This is a genomic window from Pseudomonas gingeri (assembly GCF_013386165.1).
Lineage (GTDB): Bacteria > Pseudomonadota > Gammaproteobacteria > Pseudomonadales > Pseudomonadaceae > Aquipseudomonas > Aquipseudomonas gingeri_C.
The window spans coordinates 87,325-105,887 of sequence record NZ_JACAOS010000033.1; the positions used below are offsets into that span (position 1 = coordinate 87,325).

General features: G+C 62.5%; 16 protein-coding genes. 2 read left to right on the forward strand and 14 right to left on the reverse strand.

The window, feature by feature from the left end; genetic code table 11:
- Window positions 1–8: 8 nt before the first annotated feature.
- The 8 genes from araG to HX866_RS32945 form a co-directional block, all read right to left on the reverse strand.
- A complete protein-coding gene (araG, locus tag HX866_RS32910; RefSeq protein ID WP_177097102.1) occupies window positions 9–1,523 on the reverse strand; it encodes an L-arabinose ABC transporter ATP-binding protein AraG in 1,515 nt (504 codons plus the stop codon).
- 86 nt (window positions 1,524–1,609) lie between these two features.
- Window positions 1,610–2,611 carry a substrate-binding domain-containing protein gene (locus HX866_RS32915; RefSeq protein WP_177141194.1) on the reverse strand — a complete coding sequence of 334 codons (1,002 nt, stop codon included), beginning with the start codon at window positions 2,609–2,611 and terminating at the stop codon, window positions 1,610–1,612.
- 70 nt (window positions 2,612–2,681) lie between these two features.
- Window positions 2,682–3,500 carry an SDR family oxidoreductase gene (locus tag HX866_RS32920; protein WP_177097106.1) on the reverse strand — a complete coding sequence of 273 codons (819 nt, stop codon included), beginning with the start codon at window positions 3,498–3,500 and terminating at the stop codon, window positions 2,682–2,684.
- Window positions 3,501–3,550: 50 nt separating this feature from the next.
- Entirely contained in the window at window positions 3,551–4,441 is an 891-nt protein-coding gene (locus HX866_RS32925) for an SMP-30/gluconolactonase/LRE family protein (protein ID WP_177141195.1), read from the reverse strand.
- 28 nt (window positions 4,442–4,469) lie between these two features.
- Window positions 4,470–5,618: a galactonate dehydratase gene (gene dgoD, locus HX866_RS32930; protein WP_177097111.1), complete on the reverse strand. Its 1,149-nt coding sequence runs from the start codon at window positions 5,616–5,618 to the stop codon at window positions 4,470–4,472.
- A gap of 48 nt (window positions 5,619–5,666) precedes the next feature.
- Entirely contained in the window at window positions 5,667–6,287 is a 621-nt protein-coding gene (locus tag HX866_RS32935) for a 2-dehydro-3-deoxy-6-phosphogalactonate aldolase (RefSeq protein WP_177097113.1), read from the reverse strand.
- A 31-nt stretch (window positions 6,288–6,318) separates the two neighbouring features.
- A complete protein-coding gene (locus tag HX866_RS32940) occupies window positions 6,319–7,296 on the reverse strand; it encodes a 2-dehydro-3-deoxygalactonokinase (protein WP_177097115.1) in 978 nt (325 codons plus the stop codon).
- A gap of 187 nt (window positions 7,297–7,483) precedes the next feature.
- Entirely contained in the window at window positions 7,484–8,008 is a 525-nt protein-coding gene (locus tag HX866_RS32945; RefSeq protein ID WP_177097116.1) for a DUF3833 domain-containing protein, read from the reverse strand.
- A 201-nt stretch (window positions 8,009–8,209) separates the two neighbouring features.
- On the opposite strand from HX866_RS32945, the gene HX866_RS32950 reads away from it, so the two are divergent.
- A complete protein-coding gene (locus HX866_RS32950; protein ID WP_256345056.1) occupies window positions 8,210–9,130 on the forward strand; it encodes an aldo/keto reductase in 921 nt (306 codons plus the stop codon).
- Window positions 9,131–9,209: 79 nt separating this feature from the next.
- Here the strand turns inward: HX866_RS32950 and HX866_RS32955 are convergent, their stop codons facing one another.
- The 6 genes from HX866_RS32955 to HX866_RS32980 all read right to left on the reverse strand — a co-directional run bounded on the left by HX866_RS32955 (window position 9,210) and on the right by HX866_RS32980 (window position 17,504).
- Window positions 9,210–9,779, reverse strand: coding sequence for a TetR/AcrR family transcriptional regulator (locus tag HX866_RS32955; protein WP_177097117.1), 570 nt, complete (start codon window positions 9,777–9,779; stop codon window positions 9,210–9,212).
- Between the two features lie 139 nt (window positions 9,780–9,918).
- Entirely contained in the window at window positions 9,919–11,922 is a 2,004-nt protein-coding gene (gene fhuB / locus HX866_RS32960) for a Fe(3+)-hydroxamate ABC transporter permease FhuB (RefSeq protein WP_256345057.1), read from the reverse strand.
- Window positions 11,915–12,862 carry an ABC transporter substrate-binding protein gene (locus HX866_RS32965; protein WP_177141197.1) on the reverse strand — a complete coding sequence of 316 codons (948 nt, stop codon included), beginning with the start codon at window positions 12,860–12,862 and terminating at the stop codon, window positions 11,915–11,917. The genes fhuB and HX866_RS32965 overlap by 8 nt, the downstream gene beginning before the upstream one ends.
- Window positions 12,859–13,626 carry an ATP-binding cassette domain-containing protein gene (locus HX866_RS32970; RefSeq protein WP_371316719.1) on the reverse strand — a complete coding sequence of 256 codons (768 nt, stop codon included), beginning with the start codon at window positions 13,624–13,626 and terminating at the stop codon, window positions 12,859–12,861. The genes HX866_RS32965 and HX866_RS32970 overlap by 4 nt, the downstream gene beginning before the upstream one ends.
- A gap of 56 nt (window positions 13,627–13,682) precedes the next feature.
- The gene (locus HX866_RS32975; RefSeq protein ID WP_177141198.1) at window positions 13,683–15,395 is read right to left on the reverse strand and encodes a cyclic peptide export ABC transporter; all 1,713 of its coding nucleotides are present in this window, start codon (window positions 15,393–15,395) and stop codon (window positions 13,683–13,685) included.
- A 6-nt stretch (window positions 15,396–15,401) separates the two neighbouring features.
- The gene (locus HX866_RS32980; RefSeq protein WP_177141199.1) at window positions 15,402–17,504 is read right to left on the reverse strand and encodes a TonB-dependent siderophore receptor; all 2,103 of its coding nucleotides are present in this window, start codon (window positions 17,502–17,504) and stop codon (window positions 15,402–15,404) included.
- A 217-nt stretch (window positions 17,505–17,721) separates the two neighbouring features.
- Here HX866_RS32980 and HX866_RS32985 point away from each other — a divergent pair, with 217 nt between their 5' ends.
- A complete protein-coding gene (locus HX866_RS32985) occupies window positions 17,722–18,510 on the forward strand; it encodes an AraC family transcriptional regulator (protein ID WP_177123772.1) in 789 nt (262 codons plus the stop codon).
- Window positions 18,511–18,563: the final 53 nt, after the last annotated feature.

Genomic DNA, 18,563 nt, shown 5'->3' on the forward strand with positions numbered 1-18,563 from the left:
ATGGATTTTCAGTCCCGCGAACGCGGGAGGGCCAGTTGCAACAAGGAGGCTTCGTCTGCCTCGCCCCGTAAACGCTCACCGGTGATCGCGCCTTCGCTCATGACCAGGATGCGATCGGAGATGCCCATGACCTCCATCAGGTCGCTGGACACCACGATCACCGCGATCCCCTGCTCGGCAAGGTGGTAGATGATCTTGTAGATCTCGGCCTTGGCACCGATGTCGATGCCCCGGGTCGGCTCATCGAGCAGCAGCACCTTCATCGACATCGACAGCCAGCGACCCAGAATGGCCTTCTGCTGGTTGCCACCGGACAGGTAGAGAATCGGCTGACTGGCCGAAGGCGTACGGATATTCAATGCCGCGATCTGCTGCTGGGCATTGTCCCGCTCCCAACCACCGCGGATCAGCCAGCCGAAACCGGCGTGATCAGCACGGGCGCTGATATTGATGTTCTCCGCAACACTGGCGCGGGGCACGATGCCTTCCTTCTTGCGGTCCTCCGGGCACAACAACACACCCGCCGCGATAGCATCACGGGGCGATTTGAACGTCGCCGTCTGCCCATGCAACACCAGGCGTCCGGCCTTGCTGCGGGACAGCCCGGCCAGCAGCCGCAGCAGTTCGGTGCGCCCGGCGCCGACCAGGCCGAACAGCCCGAGGATCTCGCCCTGCTTCACACTGAAACTCGCCGGTTCCTGCACGCCCGGTCCGAGCAGACCCTCGACCCGCAAGGCCTCGCCGCCGTGCGGGCGAGGACGGTAGTTGTAGATGTCCTCGATATCGCGCCCGACCATGCAGTTCACCAGCCGGTCGACGCTCAGTTGCTGCATGTCCTCGAAGGTGCAGACAAAACGCCCGTCCTTGAACACCGTCACCGCATCGCAAATACGAAATACCTCTTCCATGCGATGGGAGACATACAGAATCACCCGCCCCTCATCCCGCAGCCGGGCGATGATCACCATCAGCCGCTCGATCTCCCGCGCCGACAGACTGCTGGTGGGCTCGTCGAAGGCAATTACATGGGCATTGCGGGACATGGCCTTGGCGATCTCGACCATTTGCCGCTGCCCCAGGGACAGGCTGCCCAATCGGGCATTGGGGTCGATCTCGTCGGCCAGCCCCTTGAGCAGCTCCCGTGCCTGGCGCACCATCGCACCACGATTGACGATACCCAGGCGCGAGGGCATATGCCCCAGCAGCAGGTTCTCGGCCACCGTCATTTCCGGCACCAGTTGCAGCTCCTGGTGGATCACCGCAACGCCATGGGCAATGCTGTCGGCTGCCGACCTGAAACTCAGGACCTGCTCGCCAATCTGCAGGTTGCCGCTGTTGGGCGAATAGAACCCGCCGAGGATCTTCAGCAGGGTCGACTTGCCCGCGCCGTTCTCGCCCATCAGCGCATGCACGCTGCCGGGCCGCGCCTCGAAACTGATCTGCGCCAGCGCCCGGACCCCGGGGAACTCCTTGCCGATAGCGTTGAAGCGCAGGCTTGCGGCCGCCTTCGATTGTTCCAACATAACTTATCTCCCGCACCCGGCCACGCGAGGCGCAACCGAGAGGATGGACGTCAGGCGCAAAGTCCAGCCGTTGCGCCGGCAGTGCGTCATTTCCACAGCCCGATCTTGGTCAGCTCTTGCTGGAAGTTGGCGCGGGTAATCAACGTCACGTTGTCCAGGGCGGTGTACTTGGCGGGTTCCTTGCCGGTGCTGACCCAGGTGAACATCTGGCTGGCGGTTTCATAACCCGAGGTATCGGGGCTCAGCAGCATCGAACCGTAGAAGCCGCTGTCGGTTTTTTTCAGCTCGCCGATGGCGTCCGTGCCGTTGATGCCGACACCGATCACATTCGCCGCCTTGAAGCCTGCGCTTTCAGTGGCCCGCACGCCGCCCAGCACGGCACTGTCATTCATGCCGCCGACGAGCAGGTTCTTCGCCGTGCTCGGCAGCTTGACCAGGGCCGAGTTGGTGGAGTCCATGCTGCCGGGGACATCGAGGGTTTTCTGCGCGGTGAAGAGGATATGGTCCGCCGGCAGGCCTGCGGCCTTGAGCGCATCCACCGAACCGTCGGTGCGTTTCTTGCCGGTGTCGAGTTCGTCGAAGGTATTGATCACGGCGTAGGTGGCATTCAAATCCCAGCCGCGCTTCTTCGCTTCATCAGCCATGGCCGTGCCTTGCTTCTGGCCGATCTTGAACGCCGCCAGGCCGACGTAGGGAACATCCTCCATAGGCTTGCCGTGGGCATCGACAAAGCGGTCATCCACGGCCAGGACCTTCAAGCCGTTGAGCTTGGCCTTGGCCATGATCGCCGGGCCCAGGGAGGTGTCCGGCGGGCAGATGACAAAACCCTTTGCGCCATTGGCGGCCAGGGTGTCAATGGCTGACAGGGTCTTCTCGCCATCGGGGACCGCGATCTTGATCACGGTGAAGCCCTTGTCCTTACCCGCCTTTTCGGCAAAGGCCCATTCGGTCTGGAACCAGGGCTCCTCGGCCTGCTTGACCAGAAAGCCGATCTTGACCTCTTCGGCCGAAACCCAACCGGTGAAGCTGGTGGCGGCGACCAGCGCCGCGGCGCAGGTCAGAGAGCGGATGTTGCGTTGAATGAACATAAGTAACCCTCTTGTTTTTATTGGTTTGTTACGTACGAAAATGCGGCCCGGCCCTGCGACCGGCTGGCTGTTACTCGTGATAAAGCACTGAACGGCCACCATCGATCATCAGGCAGGTGGCATTGATGAACGGTGCCTCGTCGGTGGCCAGGAACAACGCCGTCATCGCCACCTCGATCGGCTGGCCGATACGTCGCGGCGGGTGCAGGTCGAAGGCCCGCTGGCGCTCGGCGTGGGGATCGTCGAAACCGTTCCAGTAATCGACATTGAGCTGGGTTTCGATATACCCCGGCGCAATGGCGTTGACCCGAATGCCCTTGGGCGCGTACTCGATACCCAGCGCCCGCGTCAGCCCGAGCAGGCCATGCTTGGCCACCGGGTAGGGAAAGCAGCCGGGGATGATGTGGCTGGAATGGGTCGAGGCGATGTTGATGATGTTGCCGATGCCCTGCTCGATCATGTGCGGCAATACCGTGCGGCAACCGTACCAGGCACCGTCCAGGTCGATGGCGAAACAGCGCCGCCAATCTTCGTCGCTCATCTCCAGCGGGTCGCGAAACACATTCACGCCGGCACAGTTGACCAGCACGTCGACACGGCCGAAACGCTCGATGGCCAGGTCCACCAGGGACCGCCATTGCTCCTTGGACGTGATGTCCACGGCCTGGGCATGGACCTGCGCGCCACGCTCACGCCAGCGGGCGGCGACACGTTCGACTTTCTCGCCCTGGATATCACCGATCACCAGCCGCGCCTGTTGGGCCTGGAAGCAGGCGACAATCGCCTCGCCGATCCCCTGGGCCGCACCGGTCACCACCACCACTTTGTCTTTCAGCCGGTCACCGTAGGTAGGCTCCGGAACCTCGGGTAAAGACAGCGATTCAGCCATTTCAAATACTCCTGTAAATAAAGTGTCCGGCACCTGGGACAGGTCGGGTTTCAGCCTGAAAAACGCTGACAGGCCAAGCCTTTCACGCCGACATTGGCGCTCAACAACGCACCGTCCAGCGAGGTGTCGTCGCCTCCCCGGCTGCTCGCCGGGCGGGCGCTGGTGACGTAAAGCGTGGACAGGTCGGGCCCGCCGAAAACACAACTGGTGGGGAATTCGACGGGTAACTCGATGACCCGATCTAGCGTGCCATCGGGGGCATAACGGATCAGGCAATGGCCTCCCCAACGGGCGTTCCAGACGTAGCCCTGGCTGTCCATGGCCGAACCGTCCGGCACGCCACGGGGCGATGGCTGCGCCCAGTGGCTGCGCGCGCCCAGGGAACCATCGGCCTCGATGGCATAACGATAAAGTTCGCCGTCGAGGCTGTCGGCACAGTAGAGCTGGCTGCCCGTGGCATCCCAAAGCAAGGTGTTGACGATGCCCTGCCCCTCCAGCAGCGGAGTGACGCGGGAATCCGCATCGATCCGGAACAGGCCGCCCGAACGCCGGGTGATCGGCAGGTCACTGCCATCGGCGGCCAGGTTGTTTTGCATGCTGCCCATCCACAATCGCCCCTGCGTATCGCAACGGGCCTCGTTCGGACGGTTGCCGCTGATGGGGTCGGCCACGCAGAACAGGGTCAGGACCGGCTGCTGCGACGGGGAGTCGAGGTCAAGACGATAGACCCCACTGGCCAGGGTCACCAACGCATCACCACGCTCGCACGGAATAAACGCCGACACGGCTTCGGGCAACTGCCACTGCTGGTAACGCCCCTGGCTCAGGCGGCAAGCCAGCCGGGCGGCGATATCCACCCAGTACAACGTCTGGGTCGGGCCGTCCCAGAACGGACCTTCCGCCAACATGAAGCGCTGTTCACTCACTGGTTGCCATTGCATGACTGATCCTCTCGTCGGGTCCATGGACTCACCACTCGGCAAAGCTGCCGTCGGCATGACGCCAGATCGGGTTGCGCCAGCGGTGGCCGATGGCGGCGCGCTCGATGACGTACGCTTCGTTGATCTCGATGCCCAGGCCCGGGCCGTTGGGGATCTTCACAAAGCCCTTGTCGTAGTCGAACACCCGCGGATCCTTGACGTAGTCCAGCAGGTCGTTGCTTTCGTTGTAATGGATACCCAGGCTCTGTTCCTGGATGAACGCGTTGTAGCAAACCGCGTCCAGTTGCAGGCACGCCGCCAGCGCAATCGGGCCCAACGGGCAATGCAGCGCCAAGGCCACGTCATAGGCTTCGGCCATGTTGGCGATCTTGCGGGTTTCGGTGATGCCACCGGCATGGGAAGCATCCGGCTGGATGATGTCGACATACCCCTCGCTGAGCACCCGCTTGAAATCCCAACGGGAGAACAAACGCTCGCCCAGCGCAATCGGCGTACTGGTCAACGGTGCCAGTTCCTTCAAGGCTTCGTAGTTTTCGCTGAGCACCGGCTCTTCGATAAACATCAGCTTGTAGGCGTCGAGTTCCTTCATCAGCACCTTGGCCATGGGTTTGTGGACCCGGCCATGGAAATCCACGCCGATGCCGACATTCGGCCCCACCGCGTCGCGCACGGCAGCAACGTTGGCCAGCGCCAGGTCGACCTTCTCGAAGCTGTCGACGAATTGCAGCTCTTCAGTGCCGTTCATTTTGACCGCCGTGAAACCCCGCTCGACGGCCTCCCTCGCCGCCCGGGCGGTATCCGCCGGACGGTCGCCGCCGATCCACGAGTAGACACGAATCTTGTCGCGGACCTGCCCGCCCAGCAGATCGCTGACCGAGACGCCCAGCGCCTTGCCCTTGATGTCCCAGAGCGCCTGATCGATCCCGGCCAGGGCGCTCATGTGCACCGCGCCGCCACGGTAGAAACCGCCGCGATAGAGCACGGTCCAGATGTCTTCTATATTGCGTGGGTCCTTGCCGATCAAATAGTCCGACAGCTCATCCACGGCCGCGGCGACGGTGTGAGCACGGCCTTCGACCACCGGCTCGCCCCAACCCGTCACGCCCTCGTCGGTTTCGACCTTGAGGAACAACCAGCGCGGTGGAACGATAAAGGTCGTCAGTTTGGTGATTTTCATCGTGTTGTCTCTCGTGTTCAGAGGCAGCGCACACGGCGCCGGAAAGTCTTAACGCAACGCGTTCCATGCCTGCACATAAGCTTTGGCGCGGACCGCCACTTCGTCAGGTGTCAGCCCCGGTTTGAACAGCCCGGAACCCAGGCCGAAACCACCCACGCCGGCCTCGACAAACACCTGCATGTTGTCGGGGGTAATCCCGCCTACCGGAAGCAGCAAGGTGCCCGCAGGTAATACCGCCAACCAGGCCTTGACCACCGCCGGGCCCATCTGCTCCGCCGGGAACATCTTCAGCACATCGGCGCCTTCGGCCAACGCAGCAAAGGCTTCGGTCGGGGTGGCGACACCCGGCGACAGGTACAGGCCCGCCGCCTTGGCCGCGCGCAGGACTTTGGGGTCACTGTGGGGCATGACAATCACCTGCCCGCCGGCCGCCTTCACTTGTTCGACCTGTTCGGCGGTCAACACCGTCCCGGCGCCGATCAGGCAATCAGCGGGCAAGAGGCTGCGCAGGATGCGGATACTGTCGTAGGGTTCAGGCGAATTAAGGGGCACTTCAATGACGCGAAAACCGGCTTGGTACAGCACCTCGCCGATAGCCGCTGCCTCTTGCGGGCGCAGGCCACGGAGGATCGCGATCAGGCCGTTTTTCGCCAGTGCTTGCTTGAGCATGTCAAACCTCTTGGTAGTTGAACGCAGGCGCTCAGCGGAGCAGTCCGGCCGCTTCGGCCAGGTGCCATAAACCGCGCTCGGTGGCGTTTTCGGCCAGGCTGACCGGGGCAAAACCGCAGGCATCGAGCGCCCGGCCATAACGAGCACAAAGTTGCGAGTTGCCGATCAGGATGACCGAGGGTAGTTGGACGTTATCGCGGCGGCGGCGTTGCACGCCGGCCAGGGCCGTAAGCTCATGACCAATCAACAGACCCGACAGGTAGTCGACTTGTTCGGTGCCACTCAATTCGCCCGTCAGGCCAAGGCTGCGGGCGCTGAACGAGGTCGAAAGCGGACCGATCTGGCCGTCGGTGGACAAGGCCACCTGCACGCCGCGATCAAACGCCAGGCCATCAAAGGGCGCGCCACGTTGTTGAGTACGACCCAGAATGCTGTGTTCACTGAGGACGGCGAACAACTCGCCGGTCATGAAGGTGTCGAAATGCACGATGCAGCCGTCGACCACTTCCACCCATTTCGAGTGGCTGCCCGGCAAGCCGATCAACAGATTGTCGCCCGCGCCTACTGGCAGACTTTGCAGTACGCCGAGGACCTGGGTTTCTTCGCCGCGCATCACATTCGGCAAGCGTGAACGCTGAATCACCCCGGGCACGATATGCACGTCGACGCCGCGCAGGCTGCGCAGGGTTTTCAACGAGGTACCGAGCTGGGCGACATTCGCCGGGGTGTCGCAGTAAGCGGCTTCACGCCATCCCTGGGCACTGCCGACCATGCCACAGGCGATCACGGGAAGGTCGGGCTGAGCTTGCAGCCAGTCACCGCAGGCTTCATCGAAAGCCAGTTCGAAACCTTCGGAGCACATCTGCCCGGCGATGATCCGCGGCACGCTGGGCAACTGCATGATCCCCGACGACAGCGAACGCTGTTCGAGCACCTGGCCGCCAGCCGCGAGTTTGTAAGCCCGAAGGGAAGTGGTTCCCCAATCGAGTGCGATCAATTGCGCCTGCATCGCTTCACCTGAATTTGTTTTTGGACAGTGAGTGCGTAGAGCTGATGGGGCGACTATAGGCCTTTGCAGAAACAAATCTCAATATATATTTATACATCCCATATATAGGGATTAAACATTCAACAAACGGATGCCGATGAATGTGAACGGGCGGGCCGACTGCCGGCCGGAAGACCCGCCAACCGACTCACGGCTGCTTGCGGAAGAACAGCGTGACCTGCCCCACCTCCACGCCGAACTTGGTCATCAACGATCGGTTGGCCATGGTGTTTTCGTCCAGCAGGTACATCCAGTCATCCAGGTGAACTTCATAAACCTTGCCGTCCACCGGCAGGTTCAGCGTATAGCGCCAGTGCAGGGTATTTCCCGCCAACTCACCGCTCGCCTCACCCACCACGTCGCCTGCTGTACCACGCCACAGTCCGGGGCCTTGCGGAGTCAGGGTCCAGACCCGCTTCTGTGTCGTGCCGTCGCTGTAGGTGAAAGACTCGTCGAGGATCAGCGCGTCACCTTCGGAGTGACCATTGATTTGCACATGCATACGCTTGACCACCTCGCCCGAACGCTTCTGGAACATGCCCCAGGCTTCGACTCGGCCCTCGAAGAACTTGCGTAATTCCAGCTTGGGCGTTTCCTGGCGGTAGGTGCTCACGTCCACCGGGCTGCAAGCAGCCAGAACCATGCAAAGCAGCAGTAGTAGCTTCTTGAACATGAAAGACTCCTCGTGTTTACCAGGTCCTCTGGTACAGCCAAGGAGCATAGGTTGGCCGTGGACTGCCTGCCCTTGTCTCAACCGAAAGTGTTCGTTGCTTATAACCGGGTCATGGGAAACGCTGGACTCGGCAAACGGCTTAGCGTATTCAACCCAACTGCCTGGCAACCCACTCTATTGGCCATCTATAAGGAACTGTTAATGGGCGTCTCTTCTCGTATATCCCTCACCCCCCAAGGACCGGAGTTTTCACGCATCATCTTTGGCATGTGGCGTTTGAGCGAGTGGTCCCTGTCAGTCCATGAACGCCAGCAACTGATTGAAGCCGCCCTGGAACTCGGGGTGACGAGCTTCGATCACGCGGACATTTACGGCAACTATCAGTCCGAAGCCTTGTTTGGCGAAGTACTGGCCGTCGCACCGCATCTGCGCGAACACCTGCAACTGGTCAGTAAATGTGGGATCAAACTGGTTTCGTCTCGACGGCCTGACCATCGCCTCAAGACCTATGACACCGGTTTCGAGCACATTGTCGCCTCGGCCGAGAACTCACTGCGTGCCCTGCATACCGAGTACCTGGACGCGCTGCTGATCCATCGCCCTGATCCGTTGATGGATGCCGATGAAGTGGCCCGGGCCTTCAAGGCGTTGCACCAGGCAGGCAAGGTCAGACACTTCGGGGTATCGAATTTTACCCCCTCTCAATTCGCCCTGCTCCAGGACCGGATGGTCGCCAACGGTCTTTCACTGGTCACCAACCAGGTCGAATGCTCACTGCTGCAACTGTCCCCTCTCTATGACGGGACCTTCGACCAGGCCCAGCAGTTGAAGTGCGCACCCATGCTGTGGTCGCCCCTCGGCGGCGGACGTATTTTTACCGGTTCAGACCCGGTGGCCCGGCGCGTCCAGGAGACCCTGGGACACATAGGAGAGCAATTGGGCGCGTCTGCCACAACGGTCCTGATGGCGTGGTTGCTTGCCCTCCCCAGCCAACCGTTGCTCATCTCGGGGTCAAGGCGCATTGACGTGTTGCGTGAGTCGGTACAGGCCTGCCAGTTGGCGTTGAGCAAAGATCACTGGTTCGAACTGCTGTACTCGGCTCAGGGACATGAGATCCCGTAGAGATCCACCCGGGAACGCGGCACGTCGGCCGACGCTGCCGCCATGGATCGGTACCAGCAGATTCACGGTGTAGAAACAGCTACACCGTGATTGCCCGCCACAACATATCGAATCCCAACTGCCGGTGAAGCGCCTCATCTCCAGGGAGCGTTTCGGCATGTTCAATCGCCGTGTTGGCGATGTTTTCTATCACGGACGAAATGAAGCTGATGGGCGCATCGACCAGCACACCGTCGCGCACTGCCTCCTGCATCATCCGGGACACCGCCAGAAACGGCTCCGTGGCCAATGCCCGCGTGCCCTCCGATATCTGCCCGGAAGACGAAAGCCGGGCCAGGACGACCCGCTCGACGGCGTTACCCATTCCCCAGCTCACATAACGCTGGAAGAGGAACTGCGTACGCAACCGGTAGTCGGCCTCGGCCGGATAATCCGACATCATGACCCCCGCCAGGCTGCGCTTGAGGTACAAGTACAACTCCTGGAACAGCACTTCCTTGCTCTTGAAGTAGGTGAACAGCGTTCCCTCGGCCACGCCGGCACGCCGTGCAATGCTCGACGTGCTGGCCAGCACCCCCTGCTCAGCCACGGCCTGCATGGCCGCTTGCAACAGGGCGATCCGTTTTTCCGGACTCAAAGGACGTGCCATGGGATATTTTCACAAAATAAAATGAGTAATCACTCAACTATATGGGTTTTTCACGACCGGAGAAACCCTTCGTATCGCCACCTGCCCCAGCACTGCCAGGTCAGCGCCGAGGAAGATGACCTCATACAGACCTGACGCTTCAGGACTTGCGCCGATAGAGCATCAACAGCACCAGATAAGGTCCTCCCAACAAGGTCGCCACCAACCCCGCCGGCATCTGTTCGGGGAACACCCACTGGCGTCCCAGCCATTCCGAGACGACCATCAACACCGCGCCGAACGCCGACGCCACCCATAGCTGTTGCAGCGGCTGGCGGGCACCGGCAAAGCGGGCGATATGGGGCGCCAGCAAACCGACGAAGGACAACGGGCCGACCAGCAAGGTCGCCACGGTGGTGAGCACACCGGCGAACAGCAGTATCAGCAGCCGCGCACGGGCAACCGGTACGCCGACACTCGCCGCCGCCCCCTCCCCCAACGAAAAGGCTTCGAGCCAACGGGTGAACAAGGGCGCCAGGCAAAGGCCCAGCACCATCACCCCGGCGCTCAACCAGGCCAATGCCGCAGGAATGTAGTAGATCGAACCGGTGACCAGCTGGAGCATCAGGGCTGCACGGGGATCGCCGCTGGCCAGGGTCGCGCTGACCATCGCCTGGAACCAGGCACTCACCGCCACACCGACCAGCAACAGGCGTTGCGGATTGAACGCACCACGGCCCAGCCACAGCAACCCGCCGAGGGCCGCCAGCGACCCGGCCAGGCAAGCGCCAAACAGCACGATCGGCGATGGCTGGCTGACGGCAAAGACCACCACGACAATGCCCAAGGCCCCTCCCGAACTGACCCCCAGCAGATCCGGGCTGGCCATCGGGTTGGCGGTCGCCCGTTGCAGCAAGGTGCCGGCAAGCGCGAGCAAACCGCCGGCAGTGGCCGCGATCACCGTATGGGGCAGTTGCCAGAACAGCAAGGCGCTCACCTGGGCCGCCGTCGCAACCCGCCAGCCGTCCAGGCCGCGCGAAACCATGAAGGACAGCAACAGACCGAGGAACAACAGCACCGCCAGTCCCCAACCACGACTGGCAGTGAAACCCGCGCTGCTCGGCCAATTGGCTTTCCAGTGACTGGCAAGCCCCTTGCGCAGACGCGGCAGCATGGCGATCAGCAGCGGCACGCCCAGCAATGAGGTGACGGTACCGGTCGGAATCAGGTGGGCCGAGAGTGAAGCGGTGTTCGACAGCACCAGGACTACCTGGTCGGTCGCCGACAACATCGCCGCACCGATGCACGTCGACCACCACAGCCGCTGGTACAAGGTTCGCGCCCCGAGCAGGCGCGCCAACGCCGGGGCCGCAAGACCGAGAAAGCCGATCACGCCGACCTGCGCCACCACCAGGGCCGTCAGTACCACGGCCACCAGCAAGGCGATCAACCGGGTCCGTTCGACCTTCGCGCCGAGGCTGCGGGCGGTGCTTTCACCGCTGTCGAGCAGCACCAGTGGCCGCCGAACCAGCCATACCGCCAGCACGCAGGCCGCCAGACCGGCGGCCAGATGGCCGCTGGGTTGCCAGCCCGCCTGCTCCAGCGAGCCGCCGCCCCAGATCTGCAACCCCAGCAACAGGTCGTAGTGAATCAACGCCATCGCCAGGCTGACCGCCCCGCAATAGAGATTGACCACCATGCCCGAGAGGATCACCGCCATCGGCGACAGCTTTTGCGGCCAGGCCAGCATCAGTACCGCCAACACCGCCAGGGCACCACCGCCCAAGGCCACCAACTCACGGCCACCCGGCAGGCCACTGGGCACATAGATCGTATAGAACGCCAAGGCCAGATAGGCCCCGGGGAAAATCCCCAGGGTCATCGGTTCGGCCAAAGGGTTGCGCAACACCTGTTGCACCAGCGTGCCGGCCAGGCCCAGCGCCGCGCCGCAGAGCAACGCCATCGCCACACGCGGCAGCAGCGACTCATGCACCAGCACCTGACGCACATCATCACGATCCGGGGCCAGCAGCGCGGACAACCAGGAGCTGCCCTCCAGCGTTGCACTCACTTGAAACAGCGCCAATACGACCGCCAGGGCAAACAGCCCGACCACCAGCAGCAGCCCGCCACGTGGGGCAAAAGGTAGACGAAAACTAGACAATACCGGACTCCCGCTGGGCCGTTTGAAGCAACGCCGTCTCCACCGCACGGGCAAAGCGTTGCATGGAGAACAGACCGCCATAAGGCGCAATCACCGGCAACAGCGCCACCCGCCGCTCGCGCACGCAAGGCATGGCCTGCCAGACCGGGCTGAGCTGCAAGGCCGCCCGCACGCTCGGGGCCACCGGCCCCACCAGCAGCAGGTTGGCCTGGGGGACACGCGCAATGCGCTGCAGCGGCACCAGGGCAAAACCCGCCGAGTTGGTGACCCAGGATTCGCTCATGGCCCCGATGGGATGGGTCGCATTGTTCACGCCGATCTTCTGCAACACCGCATCGAACAGGCTGCCGTTGCCGTACACCCGCAAGTGGTGTTCATCGACCGCATCGGCGACAAAGGTCGGCGCCGTGGCAACACCCGGCTGCGCCGCCAAACGCTGGCGCACTGCTCCAAAGAGCTGCTCGGTGTCGGCAATCAAGGCCTGGGCCCGGGCCGGACAGTCGAGCACATTCGCCATCTGCCGCGTGTCCTCGAGCAACGCCGGATAGGGTTGTGCAGCCCCCATATAGGCCCCGAACGTGACCGTCGGTGCCACACGCGCCAGCAAGGGCTGCAATTCGGCGTGCCCGGGCGTCAGGATCAGCAGGTCGGGCGCCAGTTGCTGGAGTATTTCGAAACTGGGCTGGTACAACAGCCCGATATCGAGAACACCCTCGGGCAGCGCTGGCTCGACGATGGTCTTGCTATACCAGTCGGGCAGCGGCATGGCGACGGGCGCATGCCCCAGCGCCAGCAGCGTTTCGGTCAGCTCCCAGCTCAGGGGGACGATCCGCGAAGGCGCAGTCGGCAAGGCTGACGCCCATGGTCGGCTCATCCATAACGCCGGCGGCGCACTGGCCATCAGTTGCAGAATACGCCGGCGGCTGAACACCAGGCTCATCGTGGAAAACCTATCAGACGCCCACTGGCCGGATCCGCCAGCACGCCCATCGGCACGCCATAGACCTGTTCGAGATGGGCTTCCTGAAGCATCTCGCTGGCCTTGATCTGCAATTGCAGGTGGCCCTCGCGCAGGGCTATCACTTCGTCGCAGAAACGCGCCGCCATGTTGACGTCGTGCAGGATGATCACCGCCCCCATACCGCGCTGCTCGCACAGGTTGCGAACCAGTTCGAGCACCGCGAGCTGGTGCCCGATATCCAGGGCCGAGGTGGGCTCATCGAGCAGCATGCAGCGGCAATTCTGCGCCACCAGCATGGCAATCCACGCCCGCTGGCGCTCGCCACCGGAGAGGCTGTCCACCGGGCGGTCGGCATACTGCAGCACATCGGTGGCGATCATCGCCTGCTCGACCCACTCACGATCCTGCGCGCCAAAACGACCGAGGGCGCCGTGCCAGGGATGCCGCCCCAGGGCCACCAGCTCGCGCACCAACAGGCCGTCGACCTCGGGCGGCTGTTGCGGCAGATAGGCGATCTGCCGTGCAAAGGCCCGCGACGACCAACCGTGCAGCGGCTCGTTGCTCATTCGCAGCGAACCGGATGAGGCCAACTGCTGGCGGGCCAACAACTTGAGCAGGGTCGACTTGCCCGAACCGTTATGGCCGATCAAGCCATAAAGACGTCCTTCCTTGAGTCGCAGGTCCATGGGGTGCAACAAGGTTCGGCTGCCAACCTTCACACTGGCCGCGTCAAGGCGGAACAGGTCCGGGCTCTCGGGCAATGCCGGGGCAACGATGGCGGAACGCGGCTCAATCATGTTCATCGAACGGATAGCTCCTCTACACTGACGCTGCCGGGCAGCTCTGTCACGATCTGGCCCATTTCCAACTTGATACGCCGATCGGCCAAGGCGAAATAACGGTCATCGTGGGTGATCACCAACACGGCCTTGCCCCGAGCTTTCAGGTCGGGCAGCAGGCTTTTGTAGAACACTTCCTTGAACGCCGGGTCCTGGTCGGCCGCCCATTCGTCGAAGACATAGAAAGCCCGGTCTTCGAGCAACGCGACCAACAAGGCCAGGCGCTTGCGTTGCCCCTGGGAAAGATTGAGGGTGGTAAAGGCACCGTCCTCGATGCTCACCTTGTGTTCCAGTTGCAGCGCCTTCAACAAGGTTCGGGCTTGTGGCTCCAGATGCGCGGGCATCACCCCCAGCAGCGTGTCGAACAGGAAGAAATCACTGAACACCGTGGAGAAGCGCTGGCGATAGGCATCCCGTGTCGCCGCTTCGACCGGCTGACCGTCCAGCAGCACGCTGCCACTCTCACCCTCGTAAAGGCCCACCAGCAGCTTGGCCAGGGTGGTCTTGCCGCTGCCATTGCCGCCGATCAGGTAAGTGATCTCGCCCGGCGCAAACGTCAGGTCCACGGGGCCGAGCATGAAGTAGCTGTTTTCCTTTTCACGGAAATAGCGGTGCGTCAGGGCCTGCAACTCGATGCGTTGAAAGCCCGTGTCAGCGCCCTGCTCACCCATGATCTCGACCGGCAACTGCGCCTCCAGCCGGGCAATCCGCTCCAGGGCAATGCGCGCCGAGCCCAGGGTCGGCAGCGCCGCCAGCAGGCCTTCGATCGGCAGGATCATGTAGAGAAAGGTCATCGCGTAACCGGACATCACCTGATGATCGACACCGTAGCTGCGCGCCAGCACGAACAGCGTCAAACCGATAAAGGCGAACAGGACCAGGTTGCCCCAACTCGACGCCGCGCTGAACAACACGTAACCCAAGGTGCGTTGCACCCGCACCGACTCGATATGCGGCGCCAGCGTGTCGTCGATAAACGCGTCACGCCGGGAACGGTGCAGCTTGAGTTCCTTGGCCCCATCGAACAGTGCACGGAACTGCTGGATCAGATCGTCCTCACGCTGTCGGGAACCGCGCAGATGGTCCAGTGCCCGACTGTTGACCAGCAGGAAGCCCACCGCGCCGATGGCGATGGCGAGCAGCGCAAACAACAGGATCTGCCAGGACAGCCAGCCCAGGTAAGCCAGGCAACCGATGATCACCGTGCTCTGCATCATGATCGTCGGCAGGTTGATGAACAGCACCACCAGCGTATCCAGGTCACCGGTCAGGATGGCCAGCGGACGCCCGCCACCAAAACGCTCAAGGTGCGCGTAGGAGGCATGGGCGATGTGCCGGATGGTGCGCAGGCGCACGCTGGCCTTGGCCCGCTGCCCCAGGTACATGAACAGGGTCTGCGAAAGCAGGCGCAGCAGCAGCACCGCAACCCCGAGCAGCATGAAGCGCAGGCCCAGCGCACCCAGTTCATCGCCCTGCGCCGACAGCGCCTGGTTGATCAGCGCCACCATGGCGGCACTGCCAAAACCACTGATCAGGCTGGCCGCGGCCGCCAGCAACAGCAGTCCGCGAGCGCCGTGAAGCATCGTCAGCAGCAAGGCGAACGGCGTGGTGGGGTCTCCTGGCCGAGGGTCTTGGCCAGGTGTTGGGTGGTCAGATTGTCTAGTCGAAGTCATGGGAGATCAGTATTTCACCCGCAGGGTCAGCGTCGTATTGCGCGGCTCGCCATACAACCCGTAGTAGCTGGAAGGCACGCGCGCGTAGTAGGTCCGGTCGAACACGTTGTTCATGTTCAAGGCCAGGTCGAGATGGCTGTTGATCTTGTAGCCGATCAGGCCGTCCACCACGGCGTAACCGCCCTGATAGCTGATTTCGTTGCGGGTGGTGCGGCTCTGGGTACGGACGCCGCCGCCGACACGCCAGTTGTTCAGGGTGTCACCCTCGAAGTGGTAGGTGTTCCAGAGCTTGAGCAGGTGTTTGGGTTCTTCCGGGTCCTGGATATTGCTGCTGCCATCGCTGGCCTCTGCGCCCAGCAATTTGGTCTGCAGGTAGGTATAGCCCGCCTGCACATCCCAGTTCGGCAACACCTTGCCGGTAATTTCCGCTTCAAAGCCGCTGCTGCGGGCCTTGCCCTGGGCCAGCCAGGAACCTGGGTTGGCATCGTCGGCCACCGGACGGTTCTGGTCATCGATCTGGAACACCGCCACCGAGGCACCGAGCCGACCGTCGAGGAAATCGCCCTTGAGGCCGAGTTCCGCTTGATGGCCGGTACGCGGTTTGAGCACATCACCGCTGACGGTGGTCTGGAAGGCCTGGGACGGCGTGAAAATATCCGAGTAACTGGCGTACGCCGACAACCAGGGGGTCAAGCCATACACGACGCCGGCATAGGGCGTGAACTTGTTCTGGTCAGGGTCGTTGACCGTCGGCTGGGTCGATGGCAGGAAGCTCTGCCGCGAACTTTCATAGTGGTCCTGACGACCGCCAAGGATCAACGACAGCTCATCCGTGGGTTTGAAGGTGACCTGGCCGTAGACGCCATATTGCGAGGTGTTGGACGTGGTCCCGGAGCCGTAAGGAATATAGGGGTTGGCGACATTGATGCTGTCGATATTGACCGTACCGCCATCGGTGCCGCCCGACAGGCTGCGCTGATGACTCTCGGCGTAGTTGACCCCGAACATCAGCTGATGGGTGCGCCCGAACAGCTGGAAAGGTCCGTTGACATAGGAGTCGACACCGATCCAGCGGTAATTGTCCTGCTGGCGCTGCAGCCAATAATCGTCCGTGCGATCGAGATTGACCGGGCCGTCGACGTAACCGTACTTGGCAGCCACGGCCGAAGTGCGATAGTTGATCGCCGTACGACTCTGCCAATCGTTGCCGAAGTGATGCTGCAGATCGGCATAGACTTCGGTCATGTTGGTGTCGGCGTAGCTCCAGTCGCTGCCGTAGAAGCCTGAACGCTTGCCACTGACAAAACTGCCGTCGGTGAAGGTCGACAGACCATAGTCCACGCCATTCAGCGCGATTTCCTGGTGCGCGGCACCGACCGTCAGTTTGGTGTCCGCATCCAGGTCAAAGGCCAGCGAGCCATAGACCAGACCCTGCCCATTCTGGCCCGCGTCTTCGAAGCTCTTGCCGTTCTGGCCACTGAAACCCAGGCGGCCCTTGATATTGCCGCTGTCCGTCAGCGGGCCGGTCACGTCCCATTCGGTACGGTAGGTGTTCAAGGACCCCGCGGAGACCGCGCCGGTCAACCCGAATACGTCCTGAGGGCTCTTGCGCACCAGGTTGACCGTACCGCCGGGGTTGCCGAAACCTTGCAGCAACCCGGCGGGCCCGCGCAGGACCTCGACCCGGTCGTACAGCGCCAGGTCGAACTGTGGCAGGTACTGCAGCCCGTTATTGGCGGGCAAGCCATCGAACTGCACCTCGGCCGGGTAACCGCGAGACTGGAAATAGCTGGTGCCGTCGCCATAAGTCACCGCGGTGATCCCCGGGGTGTTGCGCAAGGCATCGTCGACGCTGGTCATGGCCTGGTCGTCCATGCGCTGGCGGGTGATCACCGAGACCGAGGCCGGCAGGTCCTTGGGCGCCACCGGCACCTTGCCGACGGTCACCAGGGCGGGCTTGTAGGTATCGGTATCTTCAGTCGCGGCGCTATCCTGTGTGATCTGATCGCCGACGATCCGGGTTTGCGGCAACACCGTTTCCGTAGCAGTCTGGGCCTGCGCACATGGGGTAACCAGTGCCAGGGGCACGAGCAAAAGCGGGGTGAACATCAGAGAACGGCTATACCTGTACGGGATCAAGCGCGCGGGCGCAAAGCGTTCAATCTTACTTCTGCTCATGGGGTCATTGGCTCCAGCACTTGAAAATGCGATTCATTTGCATTAATTTTGCCAGTCTGTTTACTTGGCTTCAGGACAACTTGTATCGATGAAAGGACAGAATTGGCGCTTTTCTGCCACTCACGACCCTCGCGCCCAAAAAGCAGCCATGACCCCGCACAAGGAATTTGCTGACGACGCCGCTCCCCTGGTCGTCAGGGCCTATGACTACGCCTCGGGCGCCCGGCAGCAACCCCACTGCCATGAGCGCATTCAACTGATGTATTCGCCGCGCGGCTTGATGCGCGTCTCCACGGAAACCGGCGCCTGGACCCTGGCGCCCATGCGCGCGTTATGGATACCGGCTGGCGTCACCCATGAAGTGCGGATGGTCGGGGATATCTCGATGCGTTCCGTTTATCTCGACCGGCACGCCGTCCCCTGGCACTGGGATGAATGCTGTGTGCTGACGGTGACGCCGCTGATGCGCGAGCTGATCCTGATGCTCAATGACCAGCCGACGCTGGACGAGCAGCCCCGGCAGCAGGCCTCGGGGTTGCTGATCCACCTGCTGGCCCAGGCGTCGCGGCAAACCAACAACCTGCCGATGCCGCTGGACCGCCGGCTGCGCCGGGTGTGCGATGCCATCCTGCAAAGCCCGGACAACAACGACACCCTGGAGGAATGGGGCGAACGCATCGGTGCCAGCTCACGAACCCTGGCCCGACGGATGAAGGAAGAAACCGGCGTGACCTTTCACCATTGGCGCTTGCAGGTGCGGGTCGACGAGGCGATGTGCCGATTGGTCGAGGGCATGTCCATCAACGATGTCGCCCAGGGCCTGGGCTATCGCAGCTCGAGTGCGTTTATCTATATGTTCCGCAGCCTGCTGGGCAGCACGCCGTCGCAGTATCTGGAGAGGGTGTTGTCCGGGGGGCCGGGCCTGGTTCAGTCATAGAGGCCGATGGCGTCGATAAGCAGGTCACAGCTTGCGAAAGCGGTTCAACCTCC

Coding starts and splice junctions, on each gene's coding strand:
- HX866_RS32920 (WP_177097106.1), bottom strand. CDS start 3,500: ATGGCTGAATCGCTGTCTTTACCCGAGGTTCCGGAGCCTACCTACGGT.
- dgoD (WP_177097111.1), bottom strand. CDS start 5,618: ATGAAAATCACCAAACTGACGACCTTTATCGTTCCACCGCGCTGGTTG.
- HX866_RS32965 (WP_177141197.1), bottom strand. CDS start 12,862: ATGAGCCTGGTGTTCAGCCGCCGGCGTATTCTGCAACTGATGGCCAGT.
- HX866_RS32975 (WP_177141198.1), bottom strand. CDS start 15,395: ATGACTTCGACTAGACAATCTGACCACCCAACACCTGGCCAAGACCCT.
- HX866_RS32940 (WP_177097115.1), bottom strand. CDS start 7,296: ATGCAGGCGCAATTGATCGCACTCGATTGGGGAACCACTTCCCTTCGG.
- HX866_RS32925 (WP_177141195.1), bottom strand. CDS start 4,441: ATGCAATGGCAACCAGTGAGTGAACAGCGCTTCATGTTGGCGGAAGGT.
- araG (WP_177097102.1), bottom strand. CDS start 1,523: ATGTTGGAACAATCGAAGGCGGCCGCAAGCCTGCGCTTCAACGCTATC.
- HX866_RS32955 (WP_177097117.1), bottom strand. CDS start 9,779: ATGGCACGTCCTTTGAGTCCGGAAAAACGGATCGCCCTGTTGCAAGCG.
- HX866_RS32950 (WP_256345056.1), top strand. CDS start 8,210: ATGGGCGTCTCTTCTCGTATATCCCTCACCCCCCAAGGACCGGAGTTT.
- HX866_RS32935 (WP_177097113.1), bottom strand. CDS start 6,287: ATGCTCAAGCAAGCACTGGCGAAAAACGGCCTGATCGCGATCCTCCGT.
- HX866_RS32985 (WP_177123772.1), top strand. CDS start 17,722: ATGACCCCGCACAAGGAATTTGCTGACGACGCCGCTCCCCTGGTCGTC.
- HX866_RS32945 (WP_177097116.1), bottom strand. CDS start 8,008: ATGTTCAAGAAGCTACTACTGCTGCTTTGCATGGTTCTGGCTGCTTGC.
- HX866_RS32915 (WP_177141194.1), bottom strand. CDS start 2,611: ATGTTCATTCAACGCAACATCCGCTCTCTGACCTGCGCCGCGGCGCTG.
- HX866_RS32980 (WP_177141199.1), bottom strand. CDS start 17,504: ATGTTCACCCCGCTTTTGCTCGTGCCCCTGGCACTGGTTACCCCATGT.